Origin of the sequence: Nocardia sp. CA-135398, assembly GCF_050955845.1 — a bacterium.
Classification (GTDB): Bacteria; Actinomycetota; Actinomycetes; order Mycobacteriales; family Mycobacteriaceae; genus Nocardia.
On sequence record NZ_CP192084.1, the window covers coordinates 7873801 to 7891570 of the forward strand.

12 protein-coding genes are annotated in these 17770 nt (G+C 65.6%); 5 read left to right on the forward strand and 7 right to left on the reverse strand.

Annotated features, from left to right (window positions below; all coding sequences use genetic code 11):
• Window positions 1-66: 66 nt before the first annotated feature.
• The 6 genes from ACQP1T_RS35120 to ACQP1T_RS35145 form a co-directional block, all read right to left on the reverse strand.
• Window positions 67-6087: an amino acid adenylation domain-containing protein gene (locus ACQP1T_RS35120; RefSeq protein ID WP_433757284.1), complete on the reverse strand. Its 6021-nt coding sequence runs from the start codon at window positions 6085-6087 to the stop codon at window positions 67-69.
• A 14-nt stretch (window positions 6088-6101) separates the two neighbouring features.
• Window positions 6102-9182: a nocobactin polyketide synthase NbtC gene (gene nbtC / locus ACQP1T_RS35125; RefSeq protein ID WP_433757285.1), complete on the reverse strand. Its 3081-nt coding sequence runs from the start codon at window positions 9180-9182 to the stop codon at window positions 6102-6104.
• Complete coding sequence (locus ACQP1T_RS35130; protein WP_433757286.1) at window positions 9175-10491, reverse strand: polyketide synthase; 1317 nt, start codon at window positions 10489-10491, stop codon at window positions 9175-9177. Before ACQP1T_RS35130 ends, nbtC begins: the two co-directional genes overlap by 8 nt.
• Window positions 10488-11279, reverse strand: coding sequence for a thioesterase II family protein (locus tag ACQP1T_RS35135; RefSeq protein ID WP_433757287.1), 792 nt, complete (start codon window positions 11277-11279; stop codon window positions 10488-10490). Before ACQP1T_RS35135 ends, ACQP1T_RS35130 begins: the two co-directional genes overlap by 4 nt.
• A gap of 177 nt (window positions 11280-11456) precedes the next feature.
• Window positions 11457-12392: a methionyl-tRNA formyltransferase gene (locus ACQP1T_RS35140; RefSeq protein ID WP_433757288.1), complete on the reverse strand. Its 936-nt coding sequence runs from the start codon at window positions 12390-12392 to the stop codon at window positions 11457-11459.
• A gap of 41 nt (window positions 12393-12433) precedes the next feature.
• Window positions 12434-13720 (reverse strand): SidA/IucD/PvdA family monooxygenase, encoded by a 1287-nt coding sequence (locus ACQP1T_RS35145; RefSeq protein WP_433757289.1) that lies wholly within the window; start codon window positions 13718-13720, stop codon window positions 12434-12436.
• A 141-nt stretch (window positions 13721-13861) separates the two neighbouring features.
• Here ACQP1T_RS35145 and ACQP1T_RS35150 point away from each other — a divergent pair, with 141 nt between their 5' ends.
• The 3 genes from ACQP1T_RS35150 to ACQP1T_RS35160 all read left to right on the forward strand — a co-directional run bounded on the left by ACQP1T_RS35150 (window position 13862) and on the right by ACQP1T_RS35160 (window position 15475).
• Complete coding sequence (locus ACQP1T_RS35150) at window positions 13862-14353, forward strand: hypothetical protein (protein ID WP_433757290.1); 492 nt, start codon at window positions 13862-13864, stop codon at window positions 14351-14353.
• Between the two features lie 121 nt (window positions 14354-14474).
• Entirely contained in the window at window positions 14475-15176 is a 702-nt protein-coding gene (locus ACQP1T_RS35155; RefSeq protein ID WP_433757291.1) for a siderophore-interacting protein, read from the forward strand.
• Window positions 15167-15475, forward strand: a complete 309-nt coding sequence (locus ACQP1T_RS35160; RefSeq protein ID WP_433757292.1) for a hypothetical protein — start codon at window positions 15167-15169, stop codon at window positions 15473-15475. The genes ACQP1T_RS35155 and ACQP1T_RS35160 overlap by 10 nt, the downstream gene beginning before the upstream one ends.
• 29 nt (window positions 15476-15504) lie before the next feature.
• Here the strand turns inward: ACQP1T_RS35160 and ACQP1T_RS35165 are convergent, their stop codons facing one another.
• Window positions 15505-16416, reverse strand: coding sequence for a sulfotransferase domain-containing protein (locus ACQP1T_RS35165; RefSeq protein WP_433757293.1), 912 nt, complete (start codon window positions 16414-16416; stop codon window positions 15505-15507).
• A 633-nt stretch (window positions 16417-17049) separates the two neighbouring features.
• Between ACQP1T_RS35165 and ACQP1T_RS35170 the strand changes: the two genes are divergently transcribed.
• The gene (locus tag ACQP1T_RS35170) at window positions 17050-17244 is read left to right on the forward strand and encodes a hypothetical protein (protein ID WP_433757294.1); all 195 of its coding nucleotides are present in this window, start codon (window positions 17050-17052) and stop codon (window positions 17242-17244) included.
• A gap of 61 nt (window positions 17245-17305) precedes the next feature.
• A complete protein-coding gene (locus tag ACQP1T_RS35175; protein WP_433757295.1) occupies window positions 17306-17740 on the forward strand; it encodes a TIGR03667 family PPOX class F420-dependent oxidoreductase in 435 nt (144 codons plus the stop codon).
• Window positions 17741-17770: the final 30 nt, after the last annotated feature.

Consider the following 17770-nt stretch of genomic DNA (forward strand, 5'->3'; position numbering starts at 1 on the left):
CCTTTCGACCGATGGTCATCGCGTCATGGCCACCTGTCCGGCCAGCCGCGAGGAAGTAGTCGCCCCTCATTGCGACTGCTTCCACGCCGCGCCCAATGCGGCCAGCGTGTCGTCGCTGAGGCCGGACACACTCATGACGGCATGCCGGTGCTGGTCGGGTTCGGATGGCTGAGCAGCTTGTCCGCCATCGCTGTCCGCGTGGTCGACTGCCGTACCGAAGGTGTCACCGATGGTCGTGGTCATCCCCGCCGCCACCGCCTCGTCGACCGCGGCCGCGAGTTCGGCGATGGTGAGGTGCTCGAATACCAACTGCGGGGACAGCGGAAGGGCGAGTTGATTCGCGCGCGCCGACCACTGGATGGAGATCACGCTGTCGCCGCCGAGTGCGAAGAAGTTGTCATCGGCGGTGACATCCTCGATTTCCAGCAGTTCCTCGAGGACGGCGATGAGCTGCTGTTCGGTTTCGGTGTGCGGGCCATCGGAAGATGTTGTGCTCCTGATGGTTTCACCAGCGTTATCGGTCCTGAACGCGAGTCGTCCCGCGGTATCCCAGCGCGCCCGCTGCCGCGTGCGGAACAATCGGGCTCCAGGCAGGTATGGGTCATCGATGAATGCGTTCGCCGAATCGTCGACGTATCTGTCGGCGAGTCCCGCCCCGCCGACATACACATCGCCGTCGACGCCGGGCGCAACCGGTCGAAGGGCTTCATCCAGCACCAACACCCGAGCACCAGGAATGGGACGCGCACGTCCGCTGCCATCGACCGCACCGCGCGCCACCGCGCCCGCGTACTCCGGAATCCGGAAGTCGAAGGTCGCGACCGAACCGGCCGCCAGCGCGGGCAGCAGATCGGGAAGGGCTGCGGGCCAATCGGTTCCGATGACCTCCCAGCTGCGCACCGACGGCAGCATGGAGACGCCGGTCTGCACGAAGCGCGACAGCGTGACGGGCTCGGCAACGACATGGGTGACCGAATGCGACCCGATCAACTCGACCAGCGCGACCGGATCTTCGCGTTGCTGTTCGGTGGTGAGGATCAGCGTCGCACCGTCGGCGAGTGCGGCAAGCAGCTCGACCTCGATCTCGGATCCCGGCCACGATCCGGCGACAAGTCGCACATCCGCGGAACCCAGTGCCCGGTCCAGTGATTCGCCGCGGCGGTCGGCGGCAATGGCCCGTCGATCGGCTACCGCGGCGGCCACGGCCGCACTGTCGAGCACAAGGTGCGAAACCGCAATGGTCCCACCGGTATTCGCTGCCGCGTCCAGTGCGGCGAGCCGTCGCACCACTCCGGCCGCCGATGCACCTTCGGACAGCTGCGGCACGCCTCGATCGAGCTGTTCGAACAGCTCGCCGTAGGTGAGTGTCTCGGTACCGCAGCGCAGCGCGATCCGATCGGCCGGAACACCGCGGCCACGCCGGATCAGCTCGGCAAGGCCGGGCACCCTGGACAGCTCCACACCGGTGGCCCATTCACCGAGCACCCGTTGCCGCTCGACGGCGGGCATGATGTCGAGTTCACCGACCGTGCTGTCGGGAGTTTCGGCGAAGGCCGTCAATACGCGAACCATGCGCTGCGCGAACAATTCTCCGGTGGCGGGCTCGTAGAGATCGGTATTGACGATGACGCTGGCATCGAAGCCGCCATCGGAACCGGCGAAGAAATTGATGCTGAGATCGAGCAGCGAGGTGTCGAAATCCACTGGCAGAACCGTCAGCGCGGTGTGCGCGTCCAAACCATGACCCGCGCCGTCCCAGTTCTCCTCGCGGAAGTGCATCATGGCCTGGAACAGCGGGTTCCTGGACCTGGACCGGGCCGGATTCAGCGCGTCGACCAAGCGTTCCATCGGAATGTCCTGATTGCTGTACGCACCGAGCGCGGTATCGCGGGAGCGCTCCAGTACGGTCCGCAGCGTCGGATCACCGGACAGGTCATTGCGCAGCACCACCATATTGGCGAGCAAGCCGACCAACTCGGCGGTGGCCGGATCGACCCGGCACGCGATCGGGGTGCCGAGCGGAATATCCACGCCCGCACCGAGTTTGTGCAGCAGTGTCGCGACCGCGGCCTGGTAGAGCATGAATTCGCTGCCCCCACTGGCCTCAGCGATGGCCTTCAGCCTGCCGCGCAATTCAGCGGGCACCGCGAACGGCACCACATGGCCGTTCTTGCCGAGTATGGCGGGGCGCGGACGGTCCAGCGCGACATTGATCTCGTCCGGCAGACCGGCGAGCGCTTCGCGCCAGTAGTCCACCTGGGGACCGAGCGAATCGACCACCTCGCGCTGCCACAGTGCATAGTCGGCGTACTGCACATGCGGCGGAGTCCAGTCCGGCGCGGCGCCCGCGGTGCGCGCACGGTAGGCGGTGCCGAGATCGTCCAGAATCGTCCGGAACGACCAGTGATCCGCCACCAGATGGTGTACGAGCAGCGACAGTACGTGGGTCCTGTTGTCCAGAACAAAGATTCGTGGCCGGATCAACAGCTCGGCATCAACGGCGAAGCAGTGACGACCCGCTGCGGCCAGTTCGGCGCGCAGTTTCTTCGGATCGTCCAGTTCCGTCACCGGCACCGCTATCGGCCCAGCGGGCAGGACCAATTGATATGGCACACCGCCGTTCTCGGGGAAGACGGTGCGCAGTACCTCGTGGCGAGCGACGACATCGGCGAGCGCGGCGGTCAGCGCGTCCAGATCCAGCGGACCGTCCACCCGCACCGCGAACGGAATATTGCCGATCGCACTCGGCCCCTCCAGCTTGCGCTGGAACCACAATGCGAGTTGCGAATAGGACAGCGGAATATGCTCGGGCCGTTCACGTTTCATTAGGGCGGGCACCGCGGCCGTGGCACGCGCCGGTGTGGCCTCGATGAGTGCGGCAAGTCCCGCGACGGTCGGGGTATCGAACGGTGCCCGCACATCGATCTCGACGCCGAATTCGGTGCGAATCCGCACGACCAGTCGGGTGGCCAGCAGTGAATGCCCGCCGAGTTCGAAGAAGGAATCGTCCGCGCCGATTTGCTCGCGGCCGAAGATCTGCGCGAACAGTCCAGCCAACCGGATTTCGGTGGCGGTGCTCGGCTCCCGGTAGCGGCGCGTGGTGGCGCGTTCCGGATCCGGCAGCGCGCGACGGTCGAGTTTGCCGTGCACGGTCAACGGAATCTCATCTATCACCGCGAAAGTGCTGGGCACCATGTGCTCCGGCAGCGTCGCTGCGGCGTGCCCGCGCACCTCGTCGATATCGAGCGTCGACTCCGAAAGACCATTGGCCGGAACCACATACGCCGCCAGCATCGCACCGACGGCGGCATCCTCGACCGCGATGACGACACAGTGCCCGACACCCGGATACGAGGCGATGGCCGCCTCGACCTCGCCGAGTTCGATCCGGAACCCACGCACCTTGACCTGCTCATCGGCCCGGCCGACGAATTCGATCTCGCCATCGGCATTGCGTCGCGCGAGATCGCCGGTCCGATACAGCCGAGCGCCCGGCGCGAACGGATCGGCGACGAACCGCGCCGCCGTCAGCCCACGCCGATCGAGGTAGCCGCGCGCCAATTGCGCTCCACCCACATAGATCTCACCGACCACCCCCGATGGCACCAGTTGCAGCGCGTCGTCGAGCAGGTACACCGTGACGTTCTGATTCGGCACACCGATCGGCACGATCCGCGTGCCCTGCGGACCTTCCACATCCATATGCGTCGCACACACCACGGCCTCGGTCGGACCGTAGTGATTGCGCAGTTCGGCATCGAAGACACCGGCGAACCTATCGGCCACCTCACCGGGCAGCGCCTCACCACCAACCGGAACATGCCGCAGCGCACGCCATTCACTCACCTCCGGCAGCAGCAGGAAGGTGCTCAACATCGACGGCACCATATGCAGCACGGTGACCCCGCAGCGGGTGATCAACTCGGCGACATACGGAATATCACGGAAGGCATCGGGTTTCGGGATGACCAGCCGAGCGCCGAGCGTCAGCGTCACGAAGATATCGAGCAGGGACGCATCGAAGCTCACCGAAGAGGACTGCAGCAGCCGGTCCTCGGCGGTCATGCTCCATTCCGCGACGAAGCCCGCGAGATGTTCGGCGATCGCGGCATGGGATACCAGGACGCCCTTGGGCTTTCCGGTGGACCCGGAGGTGTAGATGACGTACGCGAGATGGCCGGGCAGCAGTGGCCGTACCCGGTCGGTGTCGCCGGGATCGGTTTCGGGGAGTTCGGCAGCGGCGGATTCGGCGGCGTCCAGCTCGATCCGCCCGAGCACCAGCCGGGGTGCGGCATCCTCGACCAGGTAGTCGATGCGATCGTCCGGGTAGGCCGGATCTATAGGTAGATACGCCGCACCGGATTTGAGCACACCCAGCACCGCGACCACGAACTCCACCGAATTCGACAGCCGCAGCCCGACGATGTCCTCGGTACCGAGTCCCTGCCCGATCAGCCAGTGCGCCAACCGATTGGCACGGCGATTCAGTCCGGCGTAGCTGAGTTCGGTGTCGGGGGTGCCGCGTTCGGCAGGGGCGACAATGGCGAGGGCGTCGGGCATTGCCGCGACCTGGTTTTCGAAGAGCGCGACTATGGTGGTCGGTCCGGCCTCCACAATCGGGCCGTGCGACAGTGCGAGGATCGCGGCGCGGTCGGCCGCGCCGAGCATATCGATATCACCGAGCCTGCGATCGGGATCCGTCAGCGCACTGTCCAGCAACTGCAGGTAGTGGCCGAGCAGCTGCTCCACCAGGGCGCGGTCCAGCTCGGCGATCCGGTACTCGGCCTCGAGACGAGCGCCATCGGCTTCCATGACCACGGTCAGCCCCAGCGGAACCTGGGCCACCGCGCTGCCGAGTTCCAGCAGCGTCGCCTCGACACCCGCGAGGTCGAAACCCTGTGCGCTCCTGCGCACCCCGAAGCCGAGTCGGACCAGCTGCTCCAACCCGTCCCGGCCGCCGACGCGATCCGGATTAGCCTCGCGCACAACGCGATCGATACCGACATTCTGGTGCGCGAAGGCACCGACGCAGGTATCGCGGACGGTTTCGGTGAACCGGGCGAAGCTGTCCTCGGCGCCGATGGTGGCGCGCAGCAGCAGCGTATTGCCGAAGTAGCCGATCAACGATTCGGCGGCCGCATCGCGGCGCACGGTCACCGGGACCGATACCAGGAAATCCGTCGCCGCGGTGTAGCGATGGACCACCGCGTCATAGGCGGCCAGCCACACCATGAACGGGGTGGCGCCGCGCGCACGCGCGAAGGCCTCGACGCGAGCGACGAGCTCCGCGGGCAGCGGCAAGGTGCACCGATCGGACTGCTTGGCCGCAACCGTGGCGACCGGGGCCGGACCAGGCAGTTCCAAGGATTCCGGCAGTGGGCGCAGAGTCGCGCGCCAGTAGTCGATGTCGGCGCTGTCGTTGTCGGCGGTGATATCGCCGAAGACCGCGACATCGACGAACTGCGCACGGTCAATCGCGACGGACTCGGCGCGGTAGGCGGCATTGAGCTCGGTGAAGAAGACGGCCCACGAGTCGTCGTCCCAGCTGATGTGATGCGCGACCAACAGCAGGGCGAATTCATCGACGCCCGTGCGCACCAGGCTGACGCGCAACGGCGACTCGGAAGCGAGATCGAACGGGCGACCGAACTCCCGGCGGGCCAACACTTCCAGCCTGCGCGACCGGCCGGAATCGGGCAGGTCGGTCAGATCGTGTGTCTGCCAGGACAATTCGAGATCGGCGCGCACGATCTGGTACGGCTCGCCGTTCTCGTCGAGACCGTAGGTGGTGCGCAGAATGTCGTGGCCGTGCACGACGGCCGCGACGGCATCACGCAGCCGCGCCTCGTCGAGCGCACCCGTCAGCCGATAGGCCACACAGATATTGAGGGTGGTGTCCTCCGGATCGCGGGTCTGCAGAAACCACATCCGCCGCTGTCCCGCCGAAAGTGGATGACGCACACCCGGTTTCGATCTTCGGATCGGCGCGCTCTGCGAAGTAGGTGCGGTCAACCCACTTTCGGCTAAACGCTGGCGCAGTAGCGCCTTCCGGCGGTCGAGGACGCTGGCTGGTTCGTTGTTCGACATCGTCAATCCCTCGCCTAGACGTTGCTGTCGGCCATCAGGCGCACGACGTCGTCCAGCGACGCACCGCCCAGAATGGCCGCCACCGGAAGATCGCGGTTCAGTTCGGCCCGCACCCGCGTGCGGAAGTCCAATGCCTGCAGCGAATCCAGGCCGAGTGCCACCAGCGGCACCGAACTGTCGATGGCGTCGAGCCCGTCGGCGCCCATGACCTTGCCCAGTTCGACGCGCACTTGATCCGACAGTGAACCGGCGGACGGCACGACCGCCTCCGGCAGGACCACGGCGGCAGGCGCGGCTGTGGCCTCGATCTGCGGCGGGGCCGTATCCACTCGCACGAGCACATCGGCGAGCAGCGGACCCCAGCCGACCGCCGAGATGATGTCGTTCAACTGCGACCAATCGGCGGCCATCACAATGCGATTGCCGGGCCGCCCGATTTCGGCGTACTCGGTGAAACCGACGGCGAGCGCGTCGCGCGGATCCATGGACTGGCCGCCAGCGGCGGCGATCCGATCCACGCCGACCGCATGCAGCGGCCCTTCCAGATCCCAGATGCCCCATTGCATCGCAACGGCATTCGTGCCCGCCGCACGCAGGCGCATGGCCAACACGTCGAGCATGCGGTTGACGGTGGCGTAGAGAATCTGCCCGCGCCCGCCGAAGGTCGCCGCCGCGGACGAGCAGATGACGATCCGGGCATCCGGGGCAAGTGGCAGCAGCCGCAGCAGATGGTCGGTGCCGATGATCTTCGATGCCGCCATTTCGAACAGTTTGTCGGTGGTCACATCGGCGAGTTCGGCCCGCACATAGTTCACTGCGGCGTGTACCAGCATGGTCACCGGGGTGTCCGTCAGCGCGGTTGCGAGCTCACGCACACTCGATTCGTCGCTGACATCGCATGCGACAACCGTGATCTCGGAGGTGCCTACCTGTCGGACGACCCGCAAGCGGCCGGTCACGGCATCGGTTTCACCGGACCGACTGAGTAGCGTAATCCGCCGCGCGCCACGACCGGCGAAGTGCTCGGCGAACTTCAGTCCGAGGGTGCCGGTCCCGCCGACGATGACGACGTGTTCGAGCTCAACGTCATCCGGAGCTCCGGCGGCCGGTTCGGGTTCCACCTCGAGCCGTTTGGCATAGAGCCCGCCCGCGCGCAGTGCCAGCTGCGGTTCGTCCTTGGCATGCAGTGCGCGCACGATCTTCGCGGCCTGCGCCGCGTCAGTGGCGTCGAGGTCGAGGTGTCGGAAAGCGGTGCCGATATTTTCCAGTCCGATGCAGCGGAATCCGGCGGATACCGCGCCGTGGAACAGATGCGGTGCCGGATCGTCGGCGACGGCGGCTTCACCGCGCACGGTCACCAGCCAGCAGTCGGCGACGGTGGCGTCCAAAGCCGGCAGCCAACGCGCGGCGTAGAAGCGCGCCAGTTCGGCGATCGCGGCGGGCCCGTCCAGATCGGGCAACTCCGGCAGCAGCACAATGACCGAGTCGTAGTCGGCGGTGTCGGCGGGCCGATCGGGATCGTAAATGGTCCCGCCGCCGCCGTGGTTGTGCGCCGCGGTGCACAGCGCCGCGGCGAGTTCGGCGCACTGACCGGTGTGATCGACGACGAGCATTGTCCGCGGCGAAACCAGCGAACGACGCTCGAGCCGCACCCAATGCTCCGCAAGCCGGGTCGCGGGGTGCTCGGGGGCGACCGGCGTCGTCGTCCGGTAGGGAGCCCACAGTCGCTGCGGATTCAACACGGTGTTGGGGAAATCTCGCAGCGGCAAACGCACTGTGTCCGAATCGGATTCGACCCGCAATGCATCCCATCGATAGTTCAGGTCATGTACCGCGACGGACGCCAGATTGCGAGTGAATTCGCCGAGCCCCGCCGCAGTGCGCAGCGAGGTGCCGATCACGCGGAATTCCCGCTGCGGCCGGGCCGGGTCCGGACGCACCGTGCCGAGGTTCTCCTGAATGGCCAACTGCAGCATCGGATGTTCCGACATCTCTACAAAGGTGTCGACGTCGGCGGTTGCCGCCGTGATCGCCCGATCGAACCGGACGCGGTTGCGCAGATTCCAATACCAGTACTGGTCGTGCCGCAGGTCGGGCGTAATGGTCGTGCCGAGTGTCGCACCGTAGCAAGGGATTTCGGTCGCGATGAAGTTCGGCCCGCTCATTTCGTCGCCGAGCGCGGCCTCCAGCCCCTCCCGGTACTCGCTGACCACCGAGGTATGCGCCGGATACGCGACGCGGATCTCCTTGGCGAACTGACCACGCGCGGTCGCGTTCGCCACCATCTCGACAATGGTCTCGCGATCACCCGAAATGGCCAGGATATGTGCCGAATTGACCACCGACAGCTCGGCCCAGCCGGAGTGCCTGGCCAGTAGCGCCTCACACTGATCGCGGTCCATGCCGAGCACGGCCATCGAATAGCCGCGCGGCGAAAGCTGGTCGACGGCCAAGGCCCGATGCGTCACCGCGAGCACCGAATCCCGCAGCGTCATCACTCCCGATACCGCACCGGCGGCCAGTTCACCCTGACTGTGGCCGATGGTCGCGGCGGGTTCCACACCGGCCGCCCGCCACATGGCCGCCAAGGCGTACATCTGGAACATCAACGCAGGCTGGAGCACCCGCACGTGGTCCTCGAACTGCCCTTCGCCGCCGAGCAGATAGTGCAGCGGCTCCCGATGACCGAAGCGCTCCTCGAAGATCGCGGTGCACTCATCGACCGCGCGACGGAAGGTCGGGGAGATCTCGTAGAAGAGTTTGCCCATGCCCGGCCGCTGGCTGCCCTGGCCGGGGAAGACGAATCCGATGCCGCGCGCGGTAGCGAGGCCAACTGTCACCGCGGGATGTTCGGCACCTGCGACGATCGCTCGCAACGCATCGAGCAGGCCGTCGCGGTCGTCGACCATCGCCAACGCGCGCCGTCGGCGGGCCACCCTTGTGCGAAACAGCATGTCCGCCACGCGATCCGGGGTCACGCCGGGATGCCGCTCGAGGTATCCCAGGATCGCCGCCGCCTCGCCACGCAGTCCGTCGGCCGTATCGGAGGACAGCAGTACCGGGACGGTTCCGTCGGGAAGTCGGTAATCAGGCATCGATATCCTCCAGCACGGGCATGGCCAAGATCGCGTGTGCGTTGGTGCCAGCGACGCCGAACGAAGAGACGGCGCCGTAGCGGACGCCGTCGATCGGATCCCAGGGTTCGAGCGTCTTGGCCAACCGCAGGCTGGTGGCTTCCCAATCCACTTCGGTGGTCGGGTTGTCCGCGTAGAGGCTCGGCGCGATCTGACCGTTCGCGCCGCTCAGCAGCACCTTGATCAGGCCGAGCACCCCGGAGGCGGCCTGCGCGTGGCCCATATTCGACTTCACCGAGCCGAGGCGCGGTCCGTCGGTGCCGCGGTCGAGGCCGCCATAGGACTGTGCGAGGGCGGTCAGCTCGAGCGGGTCGCCGACCGGCGTTCCGGTGCCGTGTCCCTCGATCAGGCCGATGTCATCCGGTCGAATTCCGGCCGCGGCCAGAGTCTTCTCGATCAGTCGCCGCTGTGCCGTCGCGCTGGGTACCGCGAGCGGTGCGCCCTTGCCGTTGTGGTTGACCCGGGCGGCGAGCACGCGGCCGTAGATCCGATGGCCGAGTTCGCGGGCGCGCGACTCGTGTTCGACGACGACCACACCCGCGCCCTCGCCCCACAGCGTGCCGGTCGCGTCGGCGGCATAGGAGCGACAGTGGCCGTCGTCGGCGAGTGCGTTGTTCTTGGCGAACTCGAAAAATGCCGCGGGCGAGCCCATGACACAGACGCCACCGGCCAGTGCCCACTCGCATTCACCGGCACGCACGGCATTGGCGGCCAAATGCAATGCGGTCAGCGATGACGCGCATGCGGTGTCGGTGGTCAGCGACGGCCCGATCAGTCCGAGGCTGTGCGAAATCCGACCCGCCACCGCGCCGAGGGCAGTCCCGGTGGCCCGGTATCCGGAGTACTCGGTGACCACACCGGACTGCGGCCCGTATTCATTGATGGACGCGCCCATGAAGCAACCGACCTCGGCGCCGTCCAGCGCACCCGGGTTGATGCCCGCATTCTCCAGCGCCCGCCAGGCCACTCGAAGCGCGACCCGCTGCTGCGGATCCATCGAAATGGCCTCGCGCGGCGTAATACCGAAGAACATCGGATCGAATTCGGTTGCCTCCGAGAGGAATCCACCGGCATCCGCGACCCGACTCCAGCCTTCGGTGCGGTGCAGCGAAAGCAACTCCCCGATCGGCCACTCCCGATTGCGCGGGAACGGGCCGATGAGTTCGCGTGATTCGGTAAGCACCGACCAGAAGTCGGGCAGCGTCTCGATACCGCCCGGCGCCTCGACGGCCATACCGGAGATGACGATCGGATCCGTTTCCGCACTCATCCGACGCGATCCAGTTCGGGTGCGAGCAGTTCCGCGATCCCGGCGGCATTGTCGTTCAGATAGAAATGCCCGCCGTCGAAGATGGTGACGTCGATTTCCTGTGCGCTGTGGTTGGACCAGCCGTACAGCTCACGCGGCGTGATGATGGTGTCCTCGGCACCGCCGAGCACGTGAATCTTGGCCTGCACCTTGACATCCACCGGGCAGGTATAGGCATCGAAGGCCCGGTAGTCGGCCTTCACCACCGGCAGCGCCATCCGCATGACCTCTCGGCTGCCGAGCACATCGGCACCGGTGCCCTCCAGCGCGCCGAGGTGGTCGAGGATCTGCTCGTCCTCGGTCGGATGCGGTGGCAGGTCGATGGCCCGGCCCGGCGAGACCGCGGCGGACGGCGCGAGTAGTCGCACCTCGAGTCCGGCCGCCTCGGCCCGGCGAACCAATTCGAAGGCCACCATCGCCCCCATGCTGTGGCCGAAGACCGTCAGCGGCAGACCCCGATTGTGTTCGGAGGTACGGAATTCCGCGAACGCACCGGCGGCGAGTTCGGGGAGCGTGGCCAGTGCCGCCTCGCGGGCGCGGTCCTGGCGACCCGGGTACTGGAAGATCAGGACGTCGAAGTGTTCGCTGAGCACCTTCGAGAACGCTCGATACGTGGACGCACCGCTACCAGCGTGCGGGCAGATCAACAATGGCGGGCGTGCTGTGCCGGTTCGAGCGACCTGCGAGCAGTCGCTGGCGGCGGAGCGGGGCTGGTGGAATTGCCGGATCCATCCGAGATTTGCTGGCATTTCTTGACTCCTGCGCTTCCGCCGGACGTCCCGGCGCAATGCTCGCGCCAGGCAGCGTCATTCAATCGGCGGCGTACAACACCCCCCGGCTCGCTGCACTGATCTGTGGTTACTTCTGAACGGTCGCCCGATATTAGCGTAGCCTACCCTAACAAGTCTAGGTCGACTCCCGCTGTGTCACTGATCGGTGAGATAGCCACCGCGCGTGAAGAATTCCGCGGCCGAATGCTCGGTGCCGTCCTCGGTGCGAATCCGGGTGACCACCAGGCCGCGATTGCGTCCGCGATGCGCCTCCGAACCGCACACCACCGCGCCACCACCCTCCTGCACGATCACCCGACCTGGCGTGCCGCCGTAGCGCGCCTCCGAAACCGCCGCCTCGAACACTTCGATTCGCTCGCCGCGGTAGTAGGTGAATGCGCGCGGATACGGCTCGGACAGAGCGCGCACGAAACGCTCCAGATCGACGGCGGACCAGGTCCAGTCGATCCGGCTGTCGCGCTCGGAACGCTTGTGGAAGTAGGTCCGCTCGGATTTGCGCTGCGGCTGCCATTGCGCGGTACCGGATTCCAGGGCGTGCAGCGCTTCCCGCAGTGCGCCGGGAATGAGTTCCATACCGCGCAGCACCAATTCGGCGCCGGTATCGGTCGGCCCGATGGGCAACGAGCGCTGCACCAGGATGTCACCGGTGTCCAGCCCCTGGTCCATCCGATGCACCGTCAGACCCGTCTCGGACTCACCGCTGATCAGCGCCCACAGCACCGGCGAGAAACCGGTGAACTTGGGCAGCAGCGAATCGTGCAGGTTCAGGGTGCCGTGCGGGGGCAGGTTGTAGAGCTCGGCGGGCATCCAGGTGTACCAGCTGTTCACCACGATGACGTCCGGTTCGGCCCGCTTCACCAAGTCGATGGTTTCGGCATCGGCCCGTTCGGTCAGATGCACCGGGATGCCGTGTTCGCGGGCGAGGTCCTCGACCGAATCCGACCAGATCCCCTTGTAGGAATCCGCACTGGCCGGATGGGTGACCGCGAGCACGACCTGGTGTTCCGAATCGATCAGTGCCTGCAGGGTTTTGCGGCCCCAGGTCTGGAAGCCGAACGAAACGATGCGCATGAAAACCTCACGTAGATGTATCTGAAGATGCCGGGGCCGAATCAGCCGAGTCGGGCGGCCGCGCCTCGCCGCGCACCGACGACCTGACGCGTCGGGGCCGTTCGCAATATCCGATCCGAAAGTTCCCCGAGGCAGCTGAGATTCGGGAAACCGGGCCCCTGCGCGATGGCCGCCATATTCGGCAGATAGAGCTTCGCGTCCAGTCCGGAGACCGCCAGGTCGTAGCCGATCGCGGCCTCGAGCCTGGCCTGCGTCAACGGACCGCCGACGGCGAGTTCGAGCAGATCGGCGGCATCGGAATCGAAGAGCTCCAGGAACCACAGCGGCTGCCCACCGGTCGCGTCGACCACCAGATCGAAGTTGTGCGCTTGATCCGGACGGCGGTCGTTGCGCAGCGTCACCGCCACGCCGTCACCCTGTTCGGCGACCCGCACGACTCGCCCCTGCAGATGATGCACGCGATTGTCGCCGATCACGCTCTCCTGCACGCGAACCGAGAACACGCCGCGGTCGGTGCGCCGGATGACATCGCGGCGTTCGTCCATGCTCAGCGCGTTCCACTTGGTGGGATCGCTGAAAAGCGCATTCTCGAAATAGCTTTCGCCGCGGGTATAGATGGTGGCTTTGGGGGTGATCACCGAGATGGTCAGCATGTCGTGGCGGACCAGCTCGTCCAGCGCCGAACCCGCGGTCTCGCCGCCGCCGATCACCGCGACGCGCGAGGAAACCGGCAGCGCGCGTTTGCCTGCCAGATCCCAGAATTCGGCGATGCTGAGCACCCTGGGGTGTTCGGCCAGGGCCCGCCCGCTGTGGCCAGGGCCGGTGATCATCAGTGCGTCCGTGTCGATTTGGGTGGTCACGCCGTCGGCGTCGGTCACCGAAACCAGCCAGCCGTCGGCCGCCGCCGCGACCGAATCCACTCTTGCGAGGACCAATTCGAGATCGATCGCGCGAGCCACCCACTGCAGATATTTGGCCCAGACGTGATGGTGCGGGCTCGGGCGGCCACGGTCGATCCATTCGGCGTAGGTGCCGTGCTCGACCAGGAACGAGGTCCAGCTGTAGGCCATCATCGCCTCGTCGATGGCCCGGTTGTGCCCGCGCGCCCAGGTCGAGTGGTACGGGAATCCGATGTCCTTCTCCGGGCTGGTACCGAGCCGGTGCTGCCCGTCGGTCCAGCCACCGCTCGGCAGCCAATTGCCGCCGACGGCATGCGACTCGACGACGATCACCCGCGGGGCCGCGAGCCCCAATTTCCGCAGGACGTGCGCTTTTGCCGCCACCGCAAGGGCTTTGGGCCCTGCTCCGACCACCAATAGTGTGTCCACGGTTCTCCTGCGTTCGATCTGGGGCGGAGCCAGGGTCACCTAACTTCCGGCTTTCAGCTTTGCATAGGCTTACCTTATATTGCACTGTAGTGCCAGTCTCGGATCGGCACACTCCCGGCAAACGAACGATTGGATGAACCGATGCTCAGCACCAGAAATAGGCCGGTGGCGCGCCTTGCCACCGCGGCGTTCTCGCTCACCGCGGCCGCCGTGATCGGCGCATTCGGCACCGTCGCCACCGTGGCCCCGGCCAGCGCCGCGCCGATCGGCGCGCCGATGCGGACCGCCACCCCCGGCCTCGGCGAGTTGAAGGTCAAACTGCAACTGGTACTGAACACCGGCGCTTCCCGCGCTGCCCGCGCGGCCGAGCTGGAGGCGGGCGAGGCCGGGCTGAGCCTGGTCGACCAGGTCGGCGGCGTCATGGCCTCGGCCCCGCCGAGCTTCCGCTGGGATGTCCTCGGCCCGGTCGATGTCTCCGGCGATCTGCTCACCACCCAGCTGACCACCGCCATCGACGGTTGGGACCCCTGGTACTTCGACCTGTCCTGGAAGCAGATCGATGGCACCTGGAAGCTGACCCGCGAGGCCGAATGCACCATCGCGAGCGTCGCGATGCTGCCCTGCAACCTGTAATCGCCTGCGCCATAGGCGCGTTGGCTCCGAGATAGCTAGCTACCTCGGGGCCACACGGCAATTCGGAATCACAGCAGCGGACACCACGACATGAGAGTATGTTTAGGCTAACCTTATCTCCATGGGTAGAGGTTTCGAAGGGTTGATGCTGAAGGCGTGGCGCGCCGAGGATTACCGGCTCACGGTGACCTCGACCGAATACATCAGCGACAAATACCTGCGGCTCGGCTTCGATGCGGGCGGACTGCTCGCCGATCATCCGGTGCACCCGACGCAATGGGTGCGGCTGTGGATTCCGAATGGCGAGCGCGAACATCAGCGCGGCTACACGCTGGTCGATCCCGATCCGAACGGAAACAAATTCTCGATCGAGTTCGCGGTACACCACGGGCCCGCCTCGAGGTGGGCACAGCAGGCGGCCGCCGGGGACCAGATCAATGTTTCCGTGCTCGGCTCGGATTTCCAACTGCCCGAACCACTCCCGAGCGAGTTCGTCATCTTCGGCGATACCGCATCGCTGCCCGCTATCAATTCACTGCTCGACGCGATCGGTGATGTGCCCGCCCGGGTCTGGCTGGAGTGGCAATACGAATCCGACACCGGGCTCCCGGTCCGCAATAAGCCACACCACCAGGTGAAATGGGTGCAGCGAATCGACAACGGTCGGTTGCTGCGCGAACAGGCCGATGAAATCCAGTGCCCGAAGGACGCTTTCGCCTGGGTCGCGTGTGACGGCCACACCACGCGATCGATCGTCAAGGCGCTCAAGACCACCCACGGGCTGCCGAAAACCGCTATCAAGTCCCGGGCCTATTGGAAATAGTCATCCTCCAGGCGGCGGCGGTTGGTCACCCGGATATCCACGGCGGCCCCGTCCCTCAGACGGTATCTGGGAACTCGGGGGCCGCCCGCCGATACCGAAATCTCCTGCTGGACAACGGGTTCGTCGACGTTGCCGTCGAGGTCCACACGATCGTGTGGACCGACGCCACGGCGCTGCCGGTGCTCGCGAACATCGCAGCCGAAGACACCTGGCTCGACGACCAAGCCACCAGGGCACGCAACGATCGGCTGTTCCTCGCCGTCCCGATTTTTCTCGCCTCAGGGACTCGCGCCGATTGAGTGCCAGGTTTCCCGGCAAGCCGCGACGATCAGCACGACGGTGCCGACCGGTCGTTCCAGCCGAGGTCGCGCCCGATCACCGCGAACAACTTCTCATTCCACGGGCGATAGAACTCGCGTAACCGGGCCAGCGAATCCTCGTCGGGCTCCGGGAATTCGAGCGGATTGCGGTTCAAGATGTGATGCCGGACCGGCTCTACGGCGGGCAATCCGAGAAATTCGTGGATGCCGCACACCGTCTTCGAGATATCGGCGAAGAAGTCCTCGGCGGTGACGATGTAGACGTTGTCCCTGTCGAATGCTTTGAGCCAGCGGGCTACCGCATTGACGTAGACACCGGTGCCGAGCACCGGCATGGAGGGCAGTGTGGTCGGTGGCGACATGGGGAACATCTCCAGCGCGTACCCGACGTAGTCGGCGAAGGTCTTGCCATACGGCATGACGCACAGGCCGTCCTTGCTACTGAGGAACAGATCCCATTTGTAATGCGAGTACGCGCGATCCACCGGATCGCGCAACATCATCACGATCTTGGCCTCCGGTCGGGCCGCGCGGTAGTTGTCGATCAACAGAAGATCGTGCAGCGCTGGGTCGAAGTGGCCCGCCAGCGCCTGGCCGGTACATCGCAGCACCTCGGCCTTCTCCCGCTCCGTCGGGAAGAACGGCCCCCACAACTGTGTATAGCCGTGGCCGATCTCCTTGGTGAGCGGAGCCAGGATGCTCGGATGCTGCATGAGATAGCTGGCCAGGTCGGTGGTTCCGCTCTTCAGCGCGCCGACGCAGGCGAAATCCGGCAATACCCGAGGCCCGCCGAACCGCCGCAACCACAGCCGAACCGGTGGCACTCTGCCGAAATAATGCGGCAGCGTCAGATAGCGCATTCCCAGCTTTGCGCTGCGCAACGGATGCCCGAGATAACTGTCTCGGTTGTAGCGGTGCATTTGCCATTCTTCGAATACTGCGAGCCCTTTCGTGTATCTATCGGAGACATAGTCTTGCGCGCTCGACGGCGCCACCCCTGTTGCCATTGGAACTTCCCCTCGCACAATGATCTTCACCGCACAGCACGCGGCGATCTTCTTTCCGAACCAACCGCTAGGAATGGTTCGCCCGACTACTGACACGCAATTCGCCGAAACACATGTCGCTACATCCCGCTGCCCTGCGGGAATCGATTCGCGGATCACGGTAGCGCCGAGTTCGTCCCGGCGATACCGAAATCCCGGCTGTCGATACACAGACGACGATGCATCCGATCTGGGCAACTTCACATGAGCCGCCAACCAGGGATGGACCGCCGTACACCGACCGAAATCCCGCACAGGACAGAACACTTGCCGAGGAACTCGATGCGAGGCTCGCACCGTGGGATCTCACCACCGATCAAGTGCTGCGCGAGACCACGATCGCGCCGCTGAATACCGAATGGCCGGTTCTCTCAACGCACTTGGCAACACATCTCCGACTTGCTGGGGAAGGTTGCGTGAACGGCCGACTATCCCAGCAACTTTCGCACCCAAGCATTACTAGCTTATCGAGCTACACAGATTGCTACTGCCGTTGGAGAGGTGAAAATGTTTGTCACGACAATTATTTCGCATATCGGCGACTGCCGCCGTGACCCCGGCACCTTGACCGAGGAGCAGGCGCACCGGGCGATGCAGGTGCACCTGTATTGCAGTGTCGACAGCTGCAAGGTCCGCCGCCGCGCCAGACAGACGCTCGTCGAATCTCGCCGGATGGTGCTGGACGAACGCGCCGAGCCGTAGTAGTTACGGCGAAACTGCGCCCATGCGGAATCGACTACACCGTCGCTGCGTTGGCACGATCATGAGCACAGTCACGCCCGTCGTCGACACCGGCACCGCATTCGGTGCCAGGGTCGCCGAACGCCTGGAACGCGAGAATGTCATCTGGCTGACCACGGTCGGCCGCAGCGGGACGCCACAGCCGAATCCGGTGTGGTTCCAATGGCGCGACGGTGAATTCCTTGTCTTCAGCCAGGCCGATAAGTCGAAGTTGCGCAATATCGCCCGCAATCCACGGGTGTCGCTGCATCTCAACAGCACCGCGACCGGCGGCGACGTGGTGATTCTCACCGGCACCGCGCGAATCGACGAATCCGGGCCCACACCGGCGGAAGTCGCCGCATTCACCGAGAAATACACCGAGGGACTCGCCTCGATTCCGATGACCGAGGAACAGTTCCACGCCGAATACTCGGTCGCGGTGCGCGTCACACCGGACCGACTGCGCGGATTCTGAGCCCGACCCGGCCGTGAGCTGGGGATTCGT